The organism is Polyangium sorediatum (assembly GCF_029946465.1).
Classification (GTDB): domain Bacteria; phylum Myxococcota_A; class Polyangia; order Polyangiales; family Polyangiaceae; genus Polyangium; species Polyangium fumosum.
Genome location: NZ_JARZHI010000020.1, coordinates 31596 through 54614, shown reverse-complemented (window position 1 = coordinate 54614; position 23019 = coordinate 31596). Strand labels below are relative to the sequence as shown.

General features: G+C 67.9%; 13 protein-coding genes. 5 read left to right on the top strand and 8 right to left on the bottom strand.

Going from position 1 to position 23019, the window contains the following annotated elements:
• Positions 1 to 171: 171 nt before the first annotated feature.
• Together QHF89_RS22690 and QHF89_RS22685 are read left to right on the top strand one after the other, a co-directional pair.
• The gene (locus QHF89_RS22690) at positions 172 to 2724 is read left to right on the top strand and encodes a DEAD/DEAH box helicase (RefSeq protein WP_136968199.1); all 2553 of its coding nucleotides are present in this window, start codon (positions 172 to 174) and stop codon (positions 2722 to 2724) included.
• Between the two features lie 10 nt (positions 2725 to 2734).
• Positions 2735 to 4144: a DUF6986 family protein gene (locus QHF89_RS22685; protein WP_284720808.1), complete on the top strand. Its 1410-nt coding sequence runs from the start codon at positions 2735 to 2737 to the stop codon at positions 4142 to 4144.
• A 50-nt stretch (positions 4145 to 4194) separates the two neighbouring features.
• On the opposite strand, the gene uraH is transcribed toward QHF89_RS22685, so the two are convergent.
• Genes uraH through QHF89_RS22650 form a run of 7 tightly spaced genes read right to left on the bottom strand, consistent with a single transcriptional unit; the run spans position 4195 to position 10390 of the window.
• Positions 4195 to 4545, bottom strand: a complete 351-nt coding sequence (gene uraH / locus QHF89_RS22680) for a hydroxyisourate hydrolase (RefSeq protein WP_136968201.1) — start codon at positions 4543 to 4545, stop codon at positions 4195 to 4197.
• Positions 4542 to 5042, bottom strand: coding sequence for a 2-oxo-4-hydroxy-4-carboxy-5-ureidoimidazoline decarboxylase (gene uraD / locus QHF89_RS22675; RefSeq protein ID WP_136968202.1), 501 nt, complete (start codon positions 5040 to 5042; stop codon positions 4542 to 4544). Before uraD ends, uraH begins: the two co-directional genes overlap by 4 nt.
• Before the next feature lie 10 nt (positions 5043 to 5052).
• Positions 5053 to 6048 carry an allantoicase gene (gene alc / locus QHF89_RS22670; RefSeq protein ID WP_136968203.1) on the bottom strand — a complete coding sequence of 332 codons (996 nt, stop codon included), beginning with the start codon at positions 6046 to 6048 and terminating at the stop codon, positions 5053 to 5055.
• Between the two features lie 14 nt (positions 6049 to 6062).
• On the bottom strand, positions 6063 to 7427 hold the full coding sequence (allB, locus tag QHF89_RS22665) for an allantoinase AllB (protein ID WP_136968204.1): 1365 nt from the start codon (positions 7425 to 7427) through the stop codon (positions 6063 to 6065).
• On the bottom strand, positions 7427 to 7975 hold the full coding sequence (locus tag QHF89_RS22660; RefSeq protein ID WP_136968205.1) for a DUF1232 domain-containing protein: 549 nt from the start codon (positions 7973 to 7975) through the stop codon (positions 7427 to 7429). Before QHF89_RS22660 ends, allB begins: the two co-directional genes overlap by 1 nt.
• A gap of 23 nt (positions 7976 to 7998) precedes the next feature.
• On the bottom strand, positions 7999 to 9081 hold the full coding sequence (locus QHF89_RS22655; protein WP_284720807.1) for a dipeptidase: 1083 nt from the start codon (positions 9079 to 9081) through the stop codon (positions 7999 to 8001).
• Between the two features lies 1 nt (position 9082).
• The gene (locus tag QHF89_RS22650; protein ID WP_136968206.1) at positions 9083 to 10390 is read right to left on the bottom strand and encodes a serine/threonine-protein kinase; all 1308 of its coding nucleotides are present in this window, start codon (positions 10388 to 10390) and stop codon (positions 9083 to 9085) included.
• Between the two features lie 116 nt (positions 10391 to 10506).
• Here QHF89_RS22650 and QHF89_RS22645 point away from each other — a divergent pair, with 116 nt between their 5' ends.
• Positions 10507 to 11250, top strand: a complete 744-nt coding sequence (locus QHF89_RS22645; RefSeq protein ID WP_136968207.1) for a hypothetical protein — start codon at positions 10507 to 10509, stop codon at positions 11248 to 11250.
• Between the two features lie 39 nt (positions 11251 to 11289).
• On the opposite strand, the gene QHF89_RS22640 is transcribed toward QHF89_RS22645, so the two are convergent.
• Positions 11290 to 13797: a transglycosylase SLT domain-containing protein gene (locus tag QHF89_RS22640; protein WP_284720806.1), complete on the bottom strand. Its 2508-nt coding sequence runs from the start codon at positions 13795 to 13797 to the stop codon at positions 11290 to 11292.
• Positions 13798 to 13914: 117 nt separating this feature from the next.
• Between QHF89_RS22640 and QHF89_RS22635 the strand changes: the two genes are divergently transcribed.
• Both QHF89_RS22635 and QHF89_RS22630 read left to right on the top strand, forming a co-directional pair.
• Entirely contained in the window at positions 13915 to 15090 is a 1176-nt protein-coding gene (locus QHF89_RS22635; RefSeq protein ID WP_136968209.1) for a urate hydroxylase PuuD, read from the top strand.
• A gap of 307 nt (positions 15091 to 15397) precedes the next feature.
• Positions 15398 to 22429 carry an RHS repeat-associated core domain-containing protein gene (locus QHF89_RS22630; protein WP_284720805.1) on the top strand — a complete coding sequence of 2344 codons (7032 nt, stop codon included), beginning with the start codon at positions 15398 to 15400 and terminating at the stop codon, positions 22427 to 22429.
• Positions 22430 to 23019: the final 590 nt, after the last annotated feature.

Genomic DNA, 23019 nt, shown 5'->3' with positions numbered 1-23019 from the left:
ACGGGGGTAGCGCAATCGACCCCCCCGCGCCAAGGGGGTTTGGGGGCAAAGCACGGCTTGCCCGTGCGGAGCCCCCAACGTCGAGAAGAGGTTTCGGGGTGAAGCACGGCTAGGCCCTCGCCGTTTCGTCGAGGCGATCTCGGACGCAAGCCCCCGGAGCCCTTTTATGGCATGACGCTCGCCGTGCCTACGCCCCTGGCAAGCCGCCTTCCCGCCCCGGACGACGCCGATCCTACGCTCGTCTTCGACAGGTTCCTCGAGTACGTCGCCGAGAAGGAGCTCGAACTCTACCCGGCCCAGGAAGAGGCCCTGCTCGAGATCGTCGGCGGCAAGAATGTGATCCTCAACACGCCGACGGGCTCGGGGAAATCGCTCGTGGCCACGGCGATGCACTTCCTTGCGATGTCGCAGGGCAAGCGCTCGTTCTACACGTGCCCGATCAAGGCGCTCGTCAGCGAGAAGTTCTTCGCGCTCTGCCGGGATTTCGGCCCGGACAACGTCGGCATGATGACGGGGGACGCGTCCGTGAACCGCGACGCGCCGATCATCTGCTGCACGGCCGAGATCCTCTCGAACATCGCGCTGCGCGAGGGCGAGCGCGCGGATGTCGATTACGTGATCATGGACGAGTTCCATTACTACGCGGACCGCGAGCGCGGCGTCGCGTGGCAGGTCCCGCTCTTGACGCTGCCGCAGGCGACGTACCTGCTCATGTCCGCGACGCTCGGCGGCGCGGACGCGTTCGCGAAGATCCTGACGAACCTGAACGGCAAGGAGACCGCGCTCGTGCGCTCGCGCGTGCGGCCCGTCCCGCTCGACTTCGAGTACCGCGAGACGCCGCTGCACGAGACCGTACACGACCTCGTCCAGAAGGGGCGGGCGCCGATCTACATCGTCAACTTCACGCAACGCGCGGCGGCCGAGGAGGCGCAGAACCTCATGAGCCTCGACTACGCGTCGAAGGACGACAAGCGCGCGATCGCGAAGGCGCTCGAAGGCGTGCGGCTCGACAGCCCTTACGGCAAGGAGTTCAGCCGCTTCGTGCGCCACGGGATCGGGCTGCACCACGCGGGGCTCTTGCCGAAGTACCGGCTGCTCGTGGAGAAGCTCGCGCAGAAGGGGCTGCTCAAGGTGATCTGCGGGACGGACACGCTCGGCGTCGGCGTGAACATCCCGATCCGCACGGTGCTGTTCACGAAGCTCTGCAAGTACGACGGCCAGAAGACGGCGATCCTCAGCGTGCGCGACTTCCAGCAGATCTCGGGCCGCGCCGGGCGCAAGGGCTTCGACGATCGAGGCACCGTCGTGGCGCAGGCGCCCGAGCACGCGATCGAGAACCTCCGGCTCGAAGCGAAGGCCGGCAACGATCCCGTGAAGAAGAAGCGTATCGTGCGCAAGAAGCCGCCCGAGAAGGGCTACGTGCACTGGGATCGCTCGACGTTCGACCGGCTCATCGCGGGGGATCCCGAGCCGCTCGTGTCGCGCTTCTCCGTCTCGCACGGCATGTTGCTCAACGTGCTCGGGCGCGAGGGCGACGGCTGCCGCGCGATGAAGACGCTCTTGAGCGACGTGCACGAGACCCCGGCGCAGCGCCGGATTCACAAGAAGACCGCGCTCTCGATGTTCCGCTCGCTCGTGCGCGGCGGCGTGATCGAGCTCGTGCCGCTCGCCGAGCGCGACGAGACGAACCGGCGGGTGCGGGTGAACATGGACCTGCAAGAGGACTTCACCATCAACCACGCGCTCGGGCTCTGGCTCGTGGAGACGGTGGAGCTGCTCGACCGCGAGAGCGAGACGTACGCGCTCGAGGTGCTCACGCTGGTCGAGAGCATCCTGGAGAACCCCGAGCTCCTCCTGATGAAGCAGCTCGACAAGCTGAAGCGCGAGAAGATGTTGGAGCTCAAAGCGGCCGGGATGGAGTTCGAGGACCGGGTCGCGGAGCTCGACAAGATGGAGTACCCGAAGCCGAACGCGGACTTCATCTACGAGAGCTTCAACGAGTTCGCGAAGAAGCACCCCTGGGTCGGGCGCGAGAACATCCGGCCGAAGTCGATCGCGCGCGAGATGTTCGAGGGCCTCTGGTCCTTCTCGGACTACGTGAAGGAGTACGAGCTGCAGCGGAGCGAGGGCCTGCTCCTCCGGTACCTCTCGGACGTCTACAAGGCGCTCGTGCAGACGGTGCCCGATCGCGAGAAGACCGACGAGCTCGACGACGTGGAGATCTTCCTCGGCGCGATCGTGCGGCAGGTCGACAGCTCGCTCCTCGAAGAGTGGGAGCGGATGAAGAACCCCGACCGCGTGATGGCGGTCGTCGAGGGCAAACCCGAGCCGAAGGAAGAGCAGTTCGACATCACCACGGACACGCGCGCGTTCGTGGCGCTCATCCGGAACGAGCTCTTCTCGCTGGTGCGCGCGCTCGCGCGGAAGGACTACGTCGAGGCGACGGAGCTCGTGGAGGCCGGCGGCGAGGACTGGACGCCGCGGCGCTTCGACGAGACGCTCGCGCCGTTCTGGGAAGAGTTCGCGGAGATCCGCGTCGATCCGAAGGCGCGCAGCCCCGAGAACACGCAGATCCGCCAGTGGCCGTTCATCTGGGAGTTCTCGCAGGTCCTCATCGACGAGGAAGGCGAGAGCAGCGGCTGGGCGCTCGAAGGCGTGATCGATCTCGACAAGTCGCGCGACGCGAACAAGCCGGTGATCTCCCTGCGGCGGATCTCGTCGTAGGATGGGCGCCGTGAAGACGTCTCTGACCCCGGAAAACCTCCCCCACGCAACGCTCGCGCGGCTCGCCCAGGCGAACCGCGACTTCGGTACGGCCTTCCCCGGCGAGGCCTCGCGCAGGCAGCCGGTGCACACGGTCTACGGCGGGGCGCACCTCTTCAAGGCGCGCACGTGTCAGCGATCCGGCGAGGTCGCGCTCGACGTGATGCGCACGTACGCGCCCGATCCCGTGACGTTCGCTCGCGCGCTCGGCCTCTCGTTCGCGAACGACTTGCCCGACGGTCCGGCCGCGTTCGCCGCCGCGGCGACGAGCACGTCGGCGATCCTCGCGCAGGTCGTCTACCAGCGCGTGCTCGAGAAGCTCGCGCGTGAGCCCGTGGAGGACTTCCGCATCGACTTCGAGGACGGTTACGGCAACCGCCCGGACGCCGAGGAAGACGGGCACGCGGTCGCGGCAGCGGAGCAGGTCGCCGAGGCCGTGGCGAGCGGGACGGCGCCGCCCTTCGTCGGCATCCGCATCAAGCCGCTGAACGAGGAGCTCCGCGCGCGCAGCGTGCGCACGCTCGACCTGTTCGTGACGACGCTCGTGACCCGGATGGGCGGACGGCTGCCCGAGGGGTTCGTCGTGACGCTCCCGAAGATCACGGTGCCCGAGCAGGTCGAGGCGCTCGTCGGGTTGCTCGAAGCGCTCGAAGCCGCGCTCGCGCTCCCGCCGAAGTCGCTCCTGTTCGAGGTGATGGTGGAGACGACGCAGTCGATCTTCCTGCCGGACGGGCGCGTCGCGTTGCCGCACCTCATGGCGCTGGCGAAGGGGCGCTGCACCGGCGCGCACTTCGGGACGTACGACTACACGGCCGGATGCAGCATCACGGCGGCGCACCAGTATATGGCGCATCCTGCGTGTGATTTCGCGAAACACGTGATGAAGGTCTCGCTCGCAGGCACGACCGTGATGCTCTCCGACGGTGCGACGAACGTGATGCCGATCGGGCCGCATCGCGCCGCGGAGGGCGCCGCGCTCGGGGCCGCTGAACTCGCAGAGAACCGCGCGGTCGTGCATCGGGCCTGGCGGCTCGCGCACGATCACATCCGGCACTCGCTCGTGACGGGCTTCTACCAGGGCTGGGACCTGCACCCGGCGCAGCTCCCGGCGCGCTACGGCGCGGTCTACGCGTTTTTCCTGGAGGGTCTCGAAGCCGCAGGCGCGCGCTTGAAGGCGTTCCTCGACAAGGCCGCGCAGGCGACCTTGCTCGGCGACGTGTTCGACGACGCCGCGACAGGGCAGGGGCTCCTGAACTACTTCCTTCGCGCGATCGCCTGCGGCGCGCTGACGGAAGCAGAAGCCGAGCAGATGACCGGCCTCGGCTCGGCCGACTTCGCGACGCGCTCGTTCGTGAAGATCCTCGCGGCGCGGAAGGGCTGAGCGATTCCCTCACCCCCAACCCCTCTCCCTCACGGGGGAGGGGTGCTGGGTCAGCTCCCGCGGTAGGTCGAGAAACCGTACGGGTTCAAAAGAAGCGGCACGTGGTGGTGCTCCTCCGGCGCGCGGAGGAGGAACGTGATCGACACGCTCGGGTAAAACCCCGTCGTGCCTTGCGCCGCGTAGTACACGCTCGTGTCGAAGGTGATGCGGTACGTGCCCGGCTTCGGGCGTGGCTCGGCCGGCAAGAGGTCGCGTAGGCGGCCGTCCGCGTCCGTCTTGCCGCGCCCGAGCACGACGAAGGCGCCGTTGTCTTCGAGTCGCTCGAGCACGACGGGGACGCCCTCCGCGGGCCTGCCGCGGCTCGTGTCGAGGACATGTGTGGTGATGGGGCTCGTGCTCATGGCGAGAGGATCTTCTCCAGGCGCAGACGGGTGATCTTTTCTTGTTCGCCCACGGCGACGCGGAGCTCTTCGGCTGCGTCGTTGCCGAGCCGCGCGCGCAGGATCGCGAGCAGCTCCTCGCCCGTCTTGCCCGTGGCGCAGACGAGGTAGATGCGGCCGAACTTCGCCTCGTAGGCGCGGTTTCCCTCGGCGATCGCCGCGCGCACGTCGTCGGCCGAACGCGCGGCGCCGGCTTGTTCGTTCGCGGCCCACGTGGCCGTCGACTTCGAGGCCGCCGCGGGATCGCCGATGCGGGGATGGTGCGAGAAGGCCTCGTCCCAGTCGGCGACGTCGAGCGCGTTCCAGTGCCGCGACGCCGCTTCGAAGAGCTCGCCGCGGCTCGGGAAAGGGCGCGCTTGGAGCATGCGATCGACCCAGCGGGCGCTGCCGCAGCAGCGCGTGAGCGCGGCGCGCGCTTCGTCGTCGGACAGGTCGTTCAGGGCGCGGCAGTCGTCCACAGCAGTCTCCTCACGCGGTGATCGGCGCGCCGTAGAGCCGCAGCCGCGCGACGCCGCCGTCGGGGAAGATGCGGAGCCGCACGTGGCTCACGGGCTCGCTCGCCTGGAGCGAGAAGACGTGGCGCGTGTGCGCTTCGAGCTTCGTGCGCGGCAAAAGCTCCTTCCACGCGGCGGCTTCGAGCGCCTCGGGCGTGTCCTCTCCGCGGAGGAAACATCCTTCGAGCGCGCAGCTCTCGGGGTAGTTGCCCTTGAAGTGCGTCGTGTCGATGTCCGTGCGCACGAGCGTGCCCGCGCGGCCGAGGCGGACGATCGCCCAGTCGTGGCCGGGGCCGCGGCGCCGCCGGCTCTCCCAGCCGTCGCCCATGTCGCGCGAGGGGCCGGGCAAGAGCAGGTTGCGCCGATCCGAGAAGAACTCGTCGCTCGCGCCGATGACCACGCCGCCGTGCTCGACGGCCGCGAGATCGAGGACGCGGTGCTCCGAGAGGAGCAAGGCCCAGTCGGGCTTCACCTCGCCGTAGACGCGCAGGCGCGCGACGCCGCCGTCGGGGTAGATGCGGAGTTTTACGTGCGAGAACGTGCCGCCGTCCGTGAGGGCAAAGAGGTTCTGCGAGCCGGGTTTGACCGCGGAGGGCGGCAGGATCTCGGTCCACGCGACGTCCGCGCCGAGCAACGCGTCGAGCGCCTTGTAGCCGGGCACGTAAGTCGCCTCGACGGACACCTTCGCCGGGGCGTTGCCGAGGAAGTGGCTCGTGTCGACGTCGAAGCCCGCGATCCGCCCTGCGAGGCCGAGGCGCACGATACACGCGTCCTCGCTGCCGGAGCGCCTGCGGCGCGACTCCCAGCCGTCCATCCACTTGCCCTGCTCGGTGTACTTGCCCGGGATGAAGACGGCCTTGCCGGCCTTGAGCAGGTTCTCCTTCGGCGCGAAGAAATCGTCGGTCGCCCAGATCGCCGCGCCGCCGAGGCGCTCCGACGCGAGATCGACCTTCGTCTCGAAATCAGCCATCGTCTCTCTCTTCCTTACGCACCACGCCCCAGGAGCGGGACGCCGAGGGGCTCGTCACGCACGACGCCGCCCTCGTACACCGTTTGACCCCGAAGGATCGTCATCTTCACCTCGCCGCGCAGGGTTCGCCCGAGGTAGGGCGTCACCGGGTGGCGATGCCGCAGGATCGAAGGCTCGACGACGAACGTGGCGTCGGGATCCCATACGACGAAATCCGCGTCGAGCCCGGGCGCGATGCGGCCCTTCTTGTGCGAGAGGCCCGCGAGCCGCGCAGGCGCCTCGCACATCCACCGCGCGAGATCCGAGAGCGTCGCGCCGCGCTTACTGGCTTCGGTCCAGATGAGCGACAAACCGAGCTGGAGCGAGGCGATCCCGCCCCAGGCGCGCAGGAAGTCGCCTTCCTGCGGCAGCTTGAGCCGCGGCGTGCACGGCGAGTGATCCGAGACGACGAGGTCGATCGCGCCGGAGACGAGCGCCTTCCACAGCCGCTCGCGGTTGTCGCGCTCGCGGATCGGCGGCGCGCACTTGTACTCGGTGTGGCCCTCGGGGACCTCCTCGGCGGCGAGCAGGAGGTAGTGCGGGCACGTCTCGATCGAGAACGGCAGGCCCTCGGCGCGCGCGCGGTTCACGTCGTCGAGCGCCCCCGCGGCCGAGAGGTGCACGACGTGTACGGGGCCGCCGTACGTACGGCAGAGCTCGACCATCCGGTGCACGGCGGCCTCCTCCCACGCAGGCGGACGCGAGGCGAGGTACGTCGCGTAGCTTCGTGGATCACCCGTGGCCGCGGGCGCGTCGCCTTCGAGCTCCGCGTGCACGAGCAAGGGCACGCCGAGGCGCGCGAGGATCGGCATCGCGCGGCGCAGGTCGCCCTCCTCGGCCATCGGAAAATCGTCGATGCCCGAGTGCACGAGGAAGGCCTTGAAGCCAAGCGCGCCGGCCTCGACGAGGGGCTCGAGCTCGCGCTCGTTGCCGGGCACGACGCCGCCCCAGAAGCCGTGATCGACCCACGTTTGCCCCGCCGACGCGCGGCGCTTCTCCTCCAGCGCCGCGCGCGTTGTGGTCACGGGGATCGAGTTCAGCGGCATGTCGACGACCGTCGTGATGCCGCCCGCGGCGCACGCGCGCGTGGCCGTCGCGAAGCCCTCCCACTCGGTGCGCCCCGGCTCGTTGACGTGCGCGTGCGTGTCGACGAGGCCGGGCATGATCACGGCGTGGCCCGCGTCGATCGTGCGCACGCCTCGGGGCGCGGCCGAGGGATCGAGCACCGCGGCGATACGGCCGCCGGCGATCGCGATCGCGGCTTCGCGCACGCCGTCCGGCAGCACGACGCGGCGGCCCTTCAGCACGAGGTCGAACGGGGCGGGATCGTGGCTCGTCATCAGGCAGGGAGCTTGGCCGAGAGGAAGGACTGGAGCTTGACGATGTTCTTCTCGTCGCGGGAGAAGCTCGGCGCCTGGTAGCTCTGCGCCCAGCCCGCCACCTCGTTCAGGAAGGCCGTGCGCGTCCCGTCGTCCTCGACGATCTCGTCGACCGTGCGGCCGCGCGCGGCGCCGCGGGTCAGGTCACGGACGTACCGTTCGAGGCGATTGTAGTCCTTGCCGAGCAGCTCCACGATGAGCGCCTTGTCGGCCGCGAGCCGCGTGAGCGCGGGGGCCTCGGCGCGCACGGACGGGTTCTCGTCGAGCGCGAGCGCGGCCGCGATACGCAGGACGAACGCGTCGTCGAGGAAGCCGAGATCCTCGATGCCGTCGGGGATGAGATCGAGCGACTTGAACAGGTAGTTGAGCCCCGCCGCCACGTACCTCCGCGCCGAGAGGGGCGCCGAGGTCGAGGCGAGCAGCTTCGCGATGTCGTCCGCGTCGGCGGCGAGCGTGCGCAGCCACTCGGGGAAGGTGTTCAAGCAACGGGTGTCGAGCTCGGTGGTCATGAAAGGTCCTTTCTTACTCTCGGTCACAAGGCCTTCGGCTCGTCCTTCGATTCTTTCGGTTTCGAAGGACGCCAGCCGAGCACGCGCAGCGCGTTCAGTGAAAACAGCTTCAGGATCTCGTCGTCCTTGCGACCCCGCTTGCCGAGCTCGCGGGCGAGCGCGGGCAGGTGCGACGCGTCGTCCATGCCCTCGGCCGGCTTGATGTCGCCGTCGAAGTCGCTGCCGATCGCGACGTGATCGATGCCGGCGACGGCGATCATGTGCTCGGCCTGCGCCACGACATCCGCGAGCGTGGCCGCGCCGTCGGCCTTCACGAAGGGCGAATGGAAGTTCAGCCCCGCGACGCCGCCCGTGCGGCCGATCGTGCGGAGCTGCTCGTCCGTGAGGTTGCGCGGGACGTCGCAGAGAGCGCGCGCGTTCGAGTGCGTCGCGACGATGGGCGCGCCGTGCGCCTCGGCGATCGGGACGAGATCGCGGAAGCCCGCGTCGGAGAGGTGCGAGACGTCGACGAGCGCGCCCTTGTCGTAGATGCGCGCGGCGAACGCCTTGCCGAGATCCGTCAGGCCAAACTTCGCGCCGCCGCCGGTCGCGGCCGAGGCGAGCTTGTTGTTCCGCGCGTGCGCGAGGCTCACGAGGCGGACGCCGCGATCGATGAAACGATCGATCGCGGTGAGGTCCTCCGCGAACGCGCCCGCGCCTTCGATCGCGAGGAACGTGCTGATGCGATCGGGCTCGGCGGCGCGCGAGCCGAGGGGCAGGAAGATCGCGCTCGCTTCCACGATCGAGACGGCGGCGCGGTAGATCGCCTCGGCGTCGTCGATCTTCGGGCCGCCCTTGATCTTGTCGGAGATGTAGATCGGCAGGACGACGCCGCCGTAGCCGCCCTTTCGCAGCGCCTCGATACGCGCTTGCCCCTCGACGAGCTTGGGCGAGCGGCCCTTGCCGTGGACCTGCCAGGGGACGTCGGCGTGCAGGTCGACGACCATGAAACGCGGCGTTTCCTCGCCTGCGGCAGCGGCCCCGCGCGGGCTCGCGAGGCTCACGACCAGCGAGGCAGCGCTGACGAGGAGCGCGCCGAAGCGGGCCGTGAGCAGGAGCGGAGCCACGTCACGAGCCTCCGGCGAGGTAGCCGATCAGGATGCCGAGCAGCAACGTGCCGAGCGCGATCGCGGCGGCGATCGGCACGGGCACGACGCTCTTCTGCGGCGGCGGCAGAGGCGGCGCGGGCACGATGGCCACCTGCGGCGGCATGCGAGGGATGGGCGGGCCGTGCCGCTCCGCGCTCATCTGCGTGCCGCCCGCGGGGTGCGGCGGGTAGAGCACGGCGGCCGGCGCGGGCGCGCCGGGGCGCGGCGGCGAGGCCGCAGGATCGGTGTCGGCGACGGCGAACGAGCCCGACACGGGCGCCATGGGCGGCGGGGTCGAGCCCGTGGGGATCATCATCGCGCTGACGGCGGGCATGGCGGTCGTGGCGGCCGAAGCGAGCGTCGCGGCGCTCTCGTGTTGCGGGTTCCAGCCGCTGTTCACCACGACCTCGGGCGCCTCGACGCGCACGAGGGCGGCGAGGACCTGGGCCATCTCGTCCGCGCTCTGGAAGCGCTTGTTCGGGTCCTTCTCCAGGGCGCGATCGAAGAAGGATGTGAAGCGCTCGAGCTGCGGGGCGTAGGTCGTGATCGGGGTCGGGGGGCTGACGATGACGGCGGTCAGGCGCGTGAAGTCGTTGTCGGCCTCGAAGGGGAGCTGGCCCGTGAGCATCTGGTAGAGGATCGTCGCGACGCCCCAGAGATCGCTGCGCGGGTCGACGTTCTTCGCGCTCCGGATCTGCTCGGGGCTCATGTACCCGGGCGTGCCGATGAGCGCGCCGGTGCGGGTCTTGTTGCCCATGCCGCCCGCGGCATCCATGACCTTCGCGATGCCGAAATCGAGGATCTTCACGACCTCGTTGCCGCCCGGATCCTTGGCGACGAAGACGTTGTCCGGCTTGAGGTCGCGGTGGACGACGCGCTGCGCGTGGGCGGCGGAGAGGGCGGCGAGGATCTGGCTCGTGATGCGGTAGGCCTCGGGCACGGGCACGATCACGCCGCCGTCGAGCTTGTCGCCGAGCGACTGGCCGCGCAGAAGCTCCATCACGAGGTAGGGCGAGCTGTCCTCGGCGACGGCCGACTCGAGGATCGGCACGACGTTCGGGTGCACGAGGTTCTTCGTGGCGGTGACCTCGGCGAGGAAGCGGTCGCGGACCTCGGGGATGCGGGTGAACTCCTCGTGGAGGAGCTTTACAGCGCGCTTGCCTTCGCCCTGCACGCTGTCGGCTTCGTAGACGGCGCCCATGCCGCCTTCGCCGAGCAGGCGCACGAGCCGAAAGCGCCGGTTGAGGGTCGCGCCGACGAGCTTCTCGGCCGGGCTCGGAGTGGTCATGCCGGGCGAACCTTACCAGAACTGTCCGCGGGGCACGCTCCCAGGACACACCCCCGATCCTGCTCCCCCGCGCTCCGCGTATGCTCTCCGTTCCCCGACCCGAAAGGACGGACGCGGTGCCCAACGGACACATCCACTACGAAGCCTGTGATCAGCTCCACTGGACATTCACGGAGCAGGGATATCCGGAGTTTCGTATCGACCGGTATCACTACAGCCGCATCGTGCGGGTGATCCACCTGCGCGGCGTGCGCGGGTATGCGCCGGATCCTCTCTGGGAGACGTTCCAGCCGCCGGACTCCCGGCTCGGCAAGAAGCCCGAGCGCGGGGCGGTCGAGGCCTTGGCGGTCAAGTACGCGGCGGCGTTGCAGGCGCTCCTGACGTCGAACCCGAAGGACGCGCTGAGCCCGAGCGTGCGCAGCGCCTCCCTGGCGTGGTTCTCGTTCGAGGTGGGCTGGGCCGTCGTGATCGGCGATTACTCCCTGTACATGCGCATCGGCGACGAACCCCTGCGCGAGATCGAGAAGCCCGTGCCTGGGCTCCCGCCTGACATCGAGATGACGGACGAGATGCGCGCGCAGTGGAGCCAGATGAAGATCATGTTCGCGACCGCCATCGGCGTCGACGGCCCGCAGAGCGGCATCAAGCCCGAGGAGTGCGTCCACGACCTCCAGAACGTGACCGAGCTCCTCTGCTCGACCACGCCGCTGCACGCGTCTCCGGGGTGGCCTCGTATCGCCGCGTCGCCCGTCTTCAGCGCCGAGAGCGCAGGGTTCGTCGCGGAGGCCATGCGCGCGTGTGGTCTCAAAGGCGAGAACGATCAGCTCACCCTGCGATGGCGACGTCCCGAGGGCGAATGAGGCCCGCGTCCGGTTTTCGTTGACAACGAAGCCCGCCCTTCAGGGCGTGGCCGCCATCTTCCCGCGCGCCGCCGGGCTCGCCCAGAGCGGCGCCGCGAGCGTCTCGCCGGACTTTCCCTTGCCGTAGAGGAAATCGTACGCGCTCATGCTCGTCATCACGCGCTTCGTGTAGAGCCGCGTCTCCTCGTAGGGGATCTGCTCGACCCAGAGGTCAAAATCCTCGTTCGGTCGCTCGTCGACCCAGTCCTTCGGCTTCCCGCCGCCGGCGTTGTACCCGGGGATCGCGAGCAGCGGGTTGTCCTGGAACTTCGCGCGGAGGATCGAGAGGTAACGGCAGCCGAGCGCGATGTTGATCTCGGGGCGCTTCAAGGACTCCGCGTCGCCCTTCAGCTTGAGCGGCTTCGCCATGCGTTGCGCCGTGGGCACGATGAGCTGCATCAGGCCGACCGCGGCCGCGCTGGAGACGACACGCGGATCAAAGGCGCTCTCCTCGCGCATGATCGCGTAGGCGAGTGATTCGGGGATGCCGCTGCGGGTCGCCTCGGCCGCGACGACGGGCGCGTACGGGCGCGGGAAGGCGATCTCCCACGCCGAGCGCCAGTTGCCCGCCGGGTAGTGGTCGGTCCAGTCCGTGAGCTCCGCGCGGCCCGTTGGGATCGTGTTCGTCGCGGTGCGGAGGATCTGGTGCGCCTCCTTCGGCGAGCCGGCGCGCGAGAAGAGGAGCGCGGAGGCCCAGAGCACCTCGGGCGGCGCGGTGCGGGCGCCAACGCCGAGGCGATCGAGCTCGATGCGGGCGAGCCTCGACTCGCCTTGTCGCGCGAGCGCGAGGGCGCGGAGGAACTCGGTCTTGCCGAACGCCGCGCTCTTCGGCGGCGGCGAGGGGGCCGTCGCGCCTTCGCGCGCGAGCGCCTCGTCGAGCGCGCGATCGGCCGCGGCGCGGTCCTTGTCCGCGAGCCGCGCGTAGGCGAGCGACATGTAAAACGAGAGCGGGTAGTCGCGGATGACGGAGGCGAGCAGCTCCTTGCCTTGATCGAGCGCGCCCGTCTCGAGCCGCGCGCGGCCGAGGTAGTAGGGTAGGCGGCCGGCCGCGTAGTAGACACGCTCGCGCGGGGCGCGGCCGAGGGCGCGCTCGAGCGGCGCGACGGCGCCGGCCCAGTCGCGCTTCGTCATGCGGGCGAGGGCGAGCTCGAAGAGGCCGTCGGTCGTCATGTCGCCCTGCGGGTAGTCGTCGGGCATCTTCGTGAGCATCTGCGTGAAGCGCACCTCGTCACCGAGCTCGCGCGCGGCGTGGGCGCTCTTCAAGCGCGCGTCGTCGGCGAGCCTGTGCGTCGGGAACTCCTGTTCGAGCAGGCCGTAGCGCCGGATGGCCTCTCCATGCTGGCCGTTGCGGGCCGAGGCCTTGCCGCCGTGCCAGAGGGCCTCGACGCGGCGGGGCGTGCCGGCGCAACGCTCGATCGCGGTGCCGAAGCCGCCTTCGGCCTCGGGCTTTTTCTTCAGCCGCGCGAGGGCCTCGGCGCGGACCATCCAGGCGCCGCAGCCGAGGTCGCCGGGGGCCTGGGCGCGGGCGTCGGCGATGAGGCCGTCGGTCGTGCGCAGCGCCTCGCGGCTCTGGCCGGCGTCGAGCTGGCGCTTGGCCTGGGAGAGCAGGTCGTCCTGGCTCGGGGTCTCGAAGGCCTTGCGGCGCGGGAACGGCAAGCTGCCGAGGGCGTCGGTCTCGATCGCCTTCGCCTCGCCGTTCCCCGCGCCCGAGGGCGCCTCGTAGAGGACCCGTCGCGCAAAGCCGATGGCCTCCTCGGCGTGCTCCTCGGAGGGCTTTTGCAAGAGGGCGCGGGCGACCTTGAGCGAGACCTCGACCCAGCGCGGCGGGTGCCCCGACTTGCCGAGGTAGGCGCGGTAGTGCGGCAGCGCCGCGTCGAGGTCGCCCTTGCCGAGCAGCGCGTCGGCGCGGAGGAGGCCGACCTCGGAGGCGACGGGCAGATCGGCGGGGACCTTGTCGAGGTGGCGGAGGGCCTCGGCGTGCTCGCCCGCGCGCTGGGCGTGGTCCGCGGCCTGGTAACGGGCGTACCCTTCGAGGGGCCCTCCGATCGCAGCGGACTCCCCGTAGGCGCGCGCGGCGCCGAGTGGATCCCCCGCGAGGGCGCGGAGCCGGCCGAGCTGGTACCGGAAGGCGTGCTCGTCGTCCTTCGACGGGCGTGGCTCGGCGGCGAGGACGGCGTCGAGCTCCTTCACGGCCTCGACGTAGGCCTCGCGGGTGACGGCGGCCTTGACGGCGGCGAGGCGCGCGTCGTCGAGGAGGGGGACGGCGGCATCCGGGTCGAAGGCGACGCTCTCCTCGGGCGTGGACGCGGCGGCGGCGGCGGACGTGGCGACCGCGGGGACGGCGGCGGCCGCGGAGGTGGGCGCGGCCGCGGCGGAAGCGGGCGCGGGGGTGGGGCCGGCGCCGAGGCGCGGGGCGGTGGTGACGGCAGCGCAGCCGAGGGCGACCAGGGCGGTGAGGCCGAGCCCCCAGGCCGCGCCTCGCCGGGACAGGAACGAGCGGAGAGCCACGGCGGGAGTTTAGCCCGAAAAGCGCGGATCGGCCGGAGAAAGCTGTTCGACCGAGCGCACGCGTCGACGCCCGCGTGTCGGCAGGGTATAGGGGGACCCGATGCGCGGAGCGGGACGATGATGGCGGTATTCCAGGACTGGATCGCGATTCTGCTTCGCTGGCTCCACCTGATGGCGGGCATCGCGTGGGTGGGCACGTCGTTTTATTTCAATTGGTTCGATCTGTCCGTACGGCCGCCGAAGGGCAAGGTGCTGAAGGAGAACATCCGGGGCACGCTCGACGAGATCCACGGCGGCAGCTTCTACTATCACGAGCAATACTGGCCGAACGCCCACCCCGAGCGCCTGCTCGTGCACGCCTGGCCTGCGAAGACGACGCTCGTCACGGGGGCGCTCTTGCTCGCGGGGATCTACTGGTATGGCGCGCGGACGTACCTCATCGACCCGAGCGTGGCCGACATCGGCCCGACGGCGGCCATTGGCATCAGCATCGCGTCGATCCTCGCGTGCTGGTTTTTCTACAACGAGCTTTGTTTCTTCATTGAAAACAATCGCGTGGTGATGGCCGTGATGGCCGTGTTCGTCGCGGTGGCGGCGTACGGGTATCAACACGTCTTCAGCGGGCGCGCCGCGTACATCCACGTGGGCGCGATGCTCGGAACGTGCATGGGGCTCAACGTGTGGACATCGATCGTGCCCCACCACATCGCCATGCGAAAACAGCTCAATGCCGGCGAGAAGCTCGACTTGCGGCATGGCGAGGAAGCGAAGCGGCGGTCGCAGCACAACAATTATTTCACGTTGCCGGTCACGTTCGCGATGATCAGCAACCATTTCGCGCTGGCGTACAACCACCACCGCGCCTGGCTGATCCTGTGGCTGCTCATGGCGGGCGGCGTGTCGATCCGCCATTACCTGAACATCAGCTTCAAGTACGATCGGAAAGAGAGATCGCTCCTCGTGGCCGTGGCGGCGGCCTTCGGAGGTGCGATGGGGCTGAGCTTCCTGCGCCCCGCGCCGCCGGTGGTGGTGGGCCCGGTGGATACGGCGACGGCGATGGCGATCGTGCAAAAGCGCTGCGTGCCGTGTCATTCGCAAAAGCCGACGCATCCGACGTTCGTCGCGCCGCCGTCGGGGTTCATGCTGGACACCCCGGAGCAGGTGCTCGCGAAGGCGGAGAAGGTGGTGCAGCGGACGAGCGTGACCCGGGATATGCCGCTCGGGAACGTGACGGCGATGACGGATGAGGAGAGGGCGCAGCTCAAGGTGTGGATCGAGGGACAGGGGAAGTAGGGGCGGGGGGCGTATCGGCGGAGGGGCGGGGGCGTCGGTTTCGGGGGGCGCGAGGGAATCGCTCGTCCCGTAACACGCGAGGCTCTCGTATCCATCCTGGCTGTCACGTGAGCGCAACGGCGGGCGGAGCGCGGCTGTTACGCGGCCGTGTCAGTGTCACGCGCCTATGACACCGACCGTCGTCCGCGCCTCTTGAACGGGCGTCTCCGCGCGCGCGTCCTGTGGCCCGAAGCTTGCCCTTGGGCTGGCCGACGTGGGTATCGCCCGCGCGCTCGAAGAAACAGGGTGCTTCATGATGATACGCAGGATGCTTGCATCATTGCTGGTCCTGGCATTGCCCTATGGGTCGGCTCTCGCCAGCCCCGAGGGCCAGCTCAGTGACACGGCGCCGGCCGGCAATACGGGAGGCGGTTTGGCCGTGACCTCGATCGGCGCGGCGGTCACCTCCATCCCCATCCAGGTCCCACCCGGCGTCGGCGGTCTCGTGCCTTCGCTGAGCGTCAATTACAACAGCAGCAGCGGCAGCGGAGACGTGGGCGTGGGCTTTTCGCTGGCCGCGACCTCGGCCATCAAGCGTTGTGGCCACACGCTCAGCGAGGACTTCGACGTCTATCCCATCACGTACCGCGACGACGCGACAGGGGATTCCATCTACGCGGCGGACTGGCTCTGCATCGACGGCATGCGCCTCGTCGGACTGGAAAACGGTCTGAAGATCGGCCGCGTTTACCGCCTCTTTCAGGACGACCACCGCCGCGTCGTCGCGGTGACCTCGCCGGACGGGCTTCCCGGCTTCGAGGTGCAGTTGCCCGACGGCTCGAAGCAATTCTACGGCACCGATGATCAGAGCCGCGTCTACAAGTTCGAGGTGGACGTCGCCGGGGGTGTCGTGAAGCGGCCCTACGCGTGGAAGTTGACCCGGGTAGAGGACGCACACGGCAATGTGATGACGTACCACTACACGTACCAAGACAATTTCAACGACGCGCTGGGCACCGCCTCGCGGCTCGAGCATCGGCTGGCGCAGATCCGCTACGCGAATGATACGCGCCGGGTCGAGTTCCAGTACGACCGTCTGGCGCGCGACGAGATGATGGACGGTTTCTTCAGCAGCACGCGATATCGGCAGCCTCGCCGGCTGACGGGTATCCTGACGTTCGCCCCGTCGGCCATCGCCGCCGAGGGCGAGCGCATGGTGCGGCAGTATAAATTTCAGTACACGAACCTCGCCTCCACGACGAAGAGATTCTTGCTGGAGAGCGTAAAGGAGTGCGTGTACGAGAACGACGGGGAGGTCTGCAAGCCCGAGACGAGCTTCACGTGGCAGAGCGGCGCCATCAATGGCGAGATCGCCCTGGAGGACGCGCAGGGCGACTTCGCCTTCGACAGCAATCTCTTCCCCGTGCATGGAGTCCCCGAGACAGACCATGCTGCGGTGTTTCAGATGACGCAGCTCGACGGCAATCACGATGGCACGACCGACCTGCTTGTCGCTCCCGCGGCGGATGGAAGCAATCAGCCCCAGACATGGAGCTTCTGGGCCGTCCGCCCGACGCCGCAAGAGTCGCAGATCATCGACACGAACATCCTCGTGCGCACGCCGCGGCCCATTCCCCAGAGTCCGGTCGAGATCTGCGACATCGACAACCAGTGCCGCGACTACCTGCTCCCCGGAGACGCGATCGGGATCTCGAACATCGATTACAACGGCGATGCTCGCACCGACGTGATGGGCGTCGAAGGCTACACCTCGACGCATCCAATGTTTCGGGGCTTCGGCGATGGCCTGCAGATCCTGGTGCAGGAGTCCACCTGCGACGACACCATTCACGACAACGACACCGAAATCTTCGCAGAGGTCCGGGAGACGGGGTTGATATCCCCCTCGCCGACCAAGGTTCCGCCCGTCGGAAACCGGATCTTGCTGGCGGTGCCCGGAGACTTCAACGGCGACGGGCTGACGGACTTGATGGCCTGCATCGAGAACGAGAACCTGGACGCGTACTTCGGCCCCGAGGCGTACAAGCCGTTGCCTGGGGTCCTGGAAGGATCGAGCCTGTATCGCGGCTACTGGCACTATTTCGAAAACGAGACCAACGGCGTCTCGAACCGCATTTACCACGACATCGACGGCGTGCTGGAAAACTACCCCTGCTCGGTCCTGGACAAGGTCCACGTCATGGACTTCGACGGGGATGGCTCGGACAACTTGATGTACATCTATGGGTACAGCAATGATACCCAGGTCGAGAACGATCCGGACGGCCAGTGGCCGCCCGTGATCTCCGGGGGCCACTGGCTCAGCCCCGTGGAGCTACAGGACGAGACCTACCGAGCGATCCTGTATCGCAAGAACCCGGGCAACAATGGCAATAATTTCCACGACGTCGACACGGATCTGCCGTTCGATTTTTACCAGCGGCTTCACGCTGCCGAGGGCGCGAACTGGGCCTGCCTGCAGCAGTACGGCGCTCTGTGCCGCGGCAACGGCCTCGGCGCGGACAAGGTGGGTGACGTCAATGGTGACGGGCTCCCGGACGTGGTGCGCTTCGAATCCAACGCCACGCTCGAGGAAAACCACTTCAGCCCCTTCGTGAACCAGCAGGACGGCGAGATGCTCGACGACTGGGGCGCGCAGTGGGAGGGCCGCATCGAGGTGTGGCTCAACATCGGCGGTCACTTCGTCCGGAGCCACGACTGGGACCACACGTACGGCGCCACGTCGTTTCACGCGCAGTTCCTGAACGCGCACCTCGTCGATTGGGACCGTGACGGGCGCTCCGAGCTGCTGATGCGCAACGACGCCCCCCAGGACCCGGACGCGCGCCCCTTGGTGTTCGAGTATCCGCTGAACGCGTCCGCCTCCCTGCAGTGGACCGAGACGACCTTGCCGGCCCTGCCGTGGAAGCTCGACGAGCGGATGCTCTCGCTCGGCGACTACAACGCCGACGGTTTGCTGGACGTGATGGCTCGCACCACGAATCCGGACGGCGATAACGACCCGCACAACGACCCGTGGCTGCTGGACTTCCACATCCGGCAGGGCAACGTGCCCGACCTCCTGTATCGCGTCGCGAACGGCCACGGGGCGGCATGGTCCGTGCAGTACAAGCCCATGACCGACGTGAGCGTCTATCGCGAGTCCGAATGCTCGTGGCAGTGGCATTCTTACACGAACGACACGGATTCACGGCCCTTCGACGCACGGCCGCTGGTGTCGAGCCTGTTCAGCCCCCTGGGAATCGCGCCGACCGTCGGGTCGCAGCGCACCAACTACTTCTACGAGGACGCGCAGCGCTACCGCGCGGGCAACCAGTTCCTCGGCTTCACCCGCCGGATGCTGACCGACGCCGGAGCGACTGGGCCGGATGCCCCAGCGCAGGACTATGCCAGCGTGCGCTCGGAGCTTTACCGGCATTACCCGGAGCAACCCAACAATTTCGCCACGGGTTCCGTCATCATTCCGAACGCGGGAAAGCTCACCGCTGCGGTCACGATGATCCGGAACACCGATCCGGATCATCCGGAGGGAGCTCGGGCCGTCCTGGAAAACTACGCATACGATACCCTGCTGGGAGGTGACTTCCAGGGCGATCCGGACTGGCAAGGCCCTCTCCCGGAGACGTACTACTTCCAGCCCGTGAAGATGAACTCGCGCGTGCGCACGTTCGATGACGTCGAGGCCTGGTGGGACTGCTGCTCGTCGCAGCCGTGGTACACTCTGACGCCGGAGGCCGTGGAGAACATGGTGGGGCTGGGCGACATGGTCCCGCTGACCGACCAATGGCAAGGCATTGGCTCGACGACGTATGATATCGATTACCCGGATTCCTGCATGAGCACCATGGACATGTGGGCGACGGGCGCGCTCGATGCGCAGGGCTTTCCGACGCAGTCCTGCAGCGAGGACCTGATCTCCGGCGCGCGCTACGAGACCGAACTGGAGTACGAGCACCGGCTCACGAGCTGGCAACTCGGGCTGCTCCGCAAGCGCGAGGTGACGCACAAGCTCGTGCCCGCGGATCCCCAGCCGAAGACCCGCACGGTCGCGATGACGTACAACACGTTCGGCGATACCGATCTGGTCACGGTGGAGCCGGATCTCCCGGAGCATCGCTCCTTCACGGCGTACGGCTACGACAGCTACGGCAACGTGAACTCGGTCCACGTCTGGGATGCGGAAGGCAATGATCGGACGACCGCCGTCACCTATGGCGCGAACGGCGTCTTCCCGATCACGCGCACGAACGCGCTGGGTCACATCTCCTCGATGACCTGGGAGCCGGGCCTCGGCACGCGCCTCTCCTCGACCGATCCGAGCGGCGTGAAGACGATTCAAAACTACGACCGATTCGGCCGCCCGACCTTCGCGCAGGTCTGGGCCCAGAACACGCCGATGAGCCCCGGCACGACGATCACCTACGAGCCCCTGGCCTTCCTGCCTCCGCGCATGATCGTGGACACGCCCGGACACGGCCACTCGAAGACGACCTTCGACGAGCTCGGCCGCCCCGCCCAGACCGTGTCCAAGGGCTTCAAGGACGAATACGAGGTATTCCGCTATGCCCAATACGATCACCGGGGACGCCTGATGAGGACGTCGGTGCCGGTCAAGACGGGCCAGCCGGTGGTGTGGACGAGGATGTACTACGACGTGCAGGGCCGCTTGATCGAGCGCATCGACCCGAGCGGCATCGATGGGCTCACCTCGACGCGCTGGATCTATGACGGCCTCAAGACGACGCAGATCGATCCGGACAAGAACCAGACGTGGATCCTGACGGACACGCGAGGCAACCTCGTGCGCTCGGCGGATGGCCACAAGGCCGAGGACGCGAACGTTCCCGGCAGCTACACCGAGATGTGCTACGAGTATGGCCATTTCGAGGGCCTGAACCAGGTCGCCCCGTGCCAGCCGACCGCGCTGCGCTCGCCGGTGCTCATGGGGCTCGACCTTTACAACCAGCGTCTGACCCTGACCGACGCGCAAACCGGCCTGCAGACGTTCGACTTCGATCCGTTGGGTCAGATGAGGCGCTCGCTCAATGCCGAGGGCGAGGAGCTCCTTTATCACTACGACGCGCTGGGCCGGCTCGACGAGATCCTGGACTCGGAAGGCGGGACCACCCTCTGGAGTTATGACGTGACGCGGCCCGGAGCCCTGCACGAGTCGGTCTCGCGCGACGGGAATTCCAGGCTCTACCTGTACGACGCCTTCGGCAGACTGAACACGACGGAGTGGACCATCAACGGCGACTCGTTCACCGTCGAAATGGACTACGACTCGTTCGGACGACCCCTCAACGTGCGTTATCCGGACCCCTTTGCCGGCACGTCGTTCGCGGTCCAGCGGACCTACGATGCCTACGGGCACCTGCTGGAGGTCACCGGCAACGAAGGGACCACGTTCTGGGAGCAGCTCGCGGCGGATCCCTTCGGCGGAACACACGAGGAGCGGCTCGGCAACGGCACCCTGACGACGCGTCAATTCGATGCTTCGACCGGCAGGCTCGAGACGATCCGCTCGGTGGTCGAGCAGCAAAATACGTCCGTCACGGTGCAAGATCTCGAGGTGCAATGGACGAAGGGCATGGACCTGCACAAGCGCATCGACCACGTGCGCGCGCAGAGCGAGACGTTCAGCTACGATCCGAAGCATCAGCTCCTCGGCGCGTTGGCCGAGAAGGGCGTGGACACCAGGACCGAGAGTTATTCGTACGACCCGTTCGGCAATCTGCAGGATCGCACGGGGGTCGGCACGTACACCTACCAGAACGAGAGGCTCGCGAGCGCCGGTGACGAGGAGTTCTGGTACAACCAGAATGGCGCGGTGATCGCCCGCTCGGTGAACGGCGTGAACACCGCGCTGACCTGGGATCCGTTCGGCCGTGTGAAGTCGATCATGAGCCTGCCGGACTACGAGCTGGAGCTCGATTATGATGCCGACGGCAATCGGGTGCGGCGCTTCGACGACCAGAGCCAGACGGAGACGGTGCTGGTCGGCGAGCTCTACCGGCGCGAGCGCAAGCTCAACGAGCCGTTCGCGATGGCCAAGCATACCTACGTGGTGAAGGTAGGAGGCCGCACCGTGGCCGAGTTGACGCGGCTCTACGGCACGAATGGCAACGTGACGCAGGCCGATGTCCACTACGTGCTGGCCGATGCGCTGGGATCGACCGACCTGGTCATGGCTGCCAATGGGAACGTCGTGGAGGAGCGCAGCTACAGCCCCTGGGGCGAGGCGCGTGATCCGGACGATTGGACGGATGCGACGTTGTTCAGCACCGACTCGCTGGTGAAGCCCGGCTTCACCGGTCACGAGGGTCGGCTCGACGGAGGCTTCACGTTCATGCGCGGGCGGATGTATGCCCCTTCGGTGGGACGTTTCATCAGCCCGGATCCGATTGTGCAGGCGCCGTTCATGCTCGCGGACCTGAACCGCTATAGTTATGCGTGGAATCGTCCGCTTTCCGTCGTAGATCCATCGGGGCTGGACGAGGAGGGCAAGAAGGACGAGGATTGCGTTCCCGTCAAGGGCGGTACAGTCGACGTCGAGGTGGTGATCGAGGAGTTCGGGACCACGTTCCCTGGTGGTAGTGGTGGCGATGGCGGAGGGAGCGGTTCTTACTACTTCGGCAATACCCCCCCCAGCACAGTGTATCGAAGCAAGGGCGAGAAGTGGGATACGCCGCCCCAGGTCGACCCGGTGCCGGTGTCCTCGGCGGAGGCCGCAACTCTCCCCGTCTCCTACGATGGGCTCAGGAACGATATCTCGACGGGCCTGGGTTATAGTGCCATCGTTTCTAGCAAACTGAGTCCACGGATCACGCGCGCACTCGAGAGGCTCAAGAACGCATTCGATGCAGAAGGCCTCTTCCCCACGCTGGTCGGCAAGTCCTTCGCGATCGCCGGGGATCTGCTCACGCTCGCTTCCATCGCCGTCAAGCCGAGCCAGGATATAAGCGATTTGGATGGAACGATAGCAGTGGCAGCCGTGGCTGACCTGAGCGCCATAACTACCGGATACGTCGCATACGTCCTCGAGAGCTCGCTGCTCGCGGCCCGGGCTGCTGTCGTTGGGACCGTGGCAACCAAAGCGGGATTCTTCCTGACCGGGTTCCAGATAGGCGCGGGGTCCCGTCCGGACCTCACGGAGAACGAGATCGGGATGAGCATTCCGGTGGGCGGGAATGTCTACAATGTCGTCACAGGCAATCCGCAGAGATTCAACCCCTCGTCGGATTTCGTCGACCGGGCGCTGAATGGATTTGGCGAGTATCTGTTCGATATCACCTACTCGCAGCCCATGACCCGGATCGAACACGACCCAGCAGAGTAGCTTCAGACCCCCCGCCACACGTACGGCGACGGCGCGCCCGTCGCCGTACCCCCTCCCTCCGCGCATGTTCCTGTACGACCAGGCAAGGCTGGTTGTGCCGTACCTCCACCGCGCGGACGTCCAGTCCACAGATAACCAGTACAGCAGGCGTTCGACGTGGTGCCGTCGGCCCCAGGGGACGGTGTCGAGTCTCGGGAGACACGAGGTCGCTGGCGTTCGACGCGAGCTCGTCCTTTTCGAGGGACGGTGCCGCGTCTCCGGAGATACGAGGTCGCTGGATTCCGACGCGCGGCCGTGGGTCCGAGGGACGGTGTCGTGCCTCCGGAGGTACGAGGCCGTGGGTCCGAGGGACGGTGTCGAGCGCCGGAGAGACGAGGCCGAGTCTCTGGAGACACGAGGCCGAGGGGCCGGGAGACGACGTCGAGTCTCGGGAGACACGAGGTCGTAGGGATCCGAGGTAGGGCCGTTGGTCCCGAGGGACGGTGTCGAGCCTCGGGAGACACGAGGTCGATGGATTTCGACGTGGGGTCGTGCCTTCAGGGGACGAAGCCGAAGCGCGTCGAGGTGGGCTCGTCGGTCGGGGGGGACGA

What these genes read in the sequence shown, in the direction of transcription:
- QHF89_RS22690 (WP_136968199.1), top strand. Translation starts at nt 172, where the DNA reads ATGACGCTCGCCGTGCCTACGCCCCTGGCAAGCCGCCTTCCCGCCCCG.
- uraH (WP_136968201.1), bottom strand. Translation starts at nt 4,545, where the DNA reads ATGAGCACGAGCCCCATCACCACACATGTCCTCGACACGAGCCGCGGC.
- alc (WP_136968203.1), bottom strand. Translation starts at nt 6,048, where the DNA reads ATGGCTGATTTCGAGACGAAGGTCGATCTCGCGTCGGAGCGCCTCGGC.
- allB (WP_136968204.1), bottom strand. Translation starts at nt 7,427, where the DNA reads ATGACGAGCCACGATCCCGCCCCGTTCGACCTCGTGCTGAAGGGCCGC.
- QHF89_RS22660 (WP_136968205.1), bottom strand. Translation starts at nt 7,975, where the DNA reads ATGACCACCGAGCTCGACACCCGTTGCTTGAACACCTTCCCCGAGTGG.
- QHF89_RS22650 (WP_136968206.1), bottom strand. Translation starts at nt 10,390, where the DNA reads ATGACCACTCCGAGCCCGGCCGAGAAGCTCGTCGGCGCGACCCTCAAC.
- QHF89_RS22635 (WP_136968209.1), top strand. Translation starts at nt 13,915, where the DNA reads ATGATGGCGGTATTCCAGGACTGGATCGCGATTCTGCTTCGCTGGCTC.
- QHF89_RS22630 (WP_284720805.1), top strand. Translation starts at nt 15,398, where the DNA reads ATGCTTGCATCATTGCTGGTCCTGGCATTGCCCTATGGGTCGGCTCTC.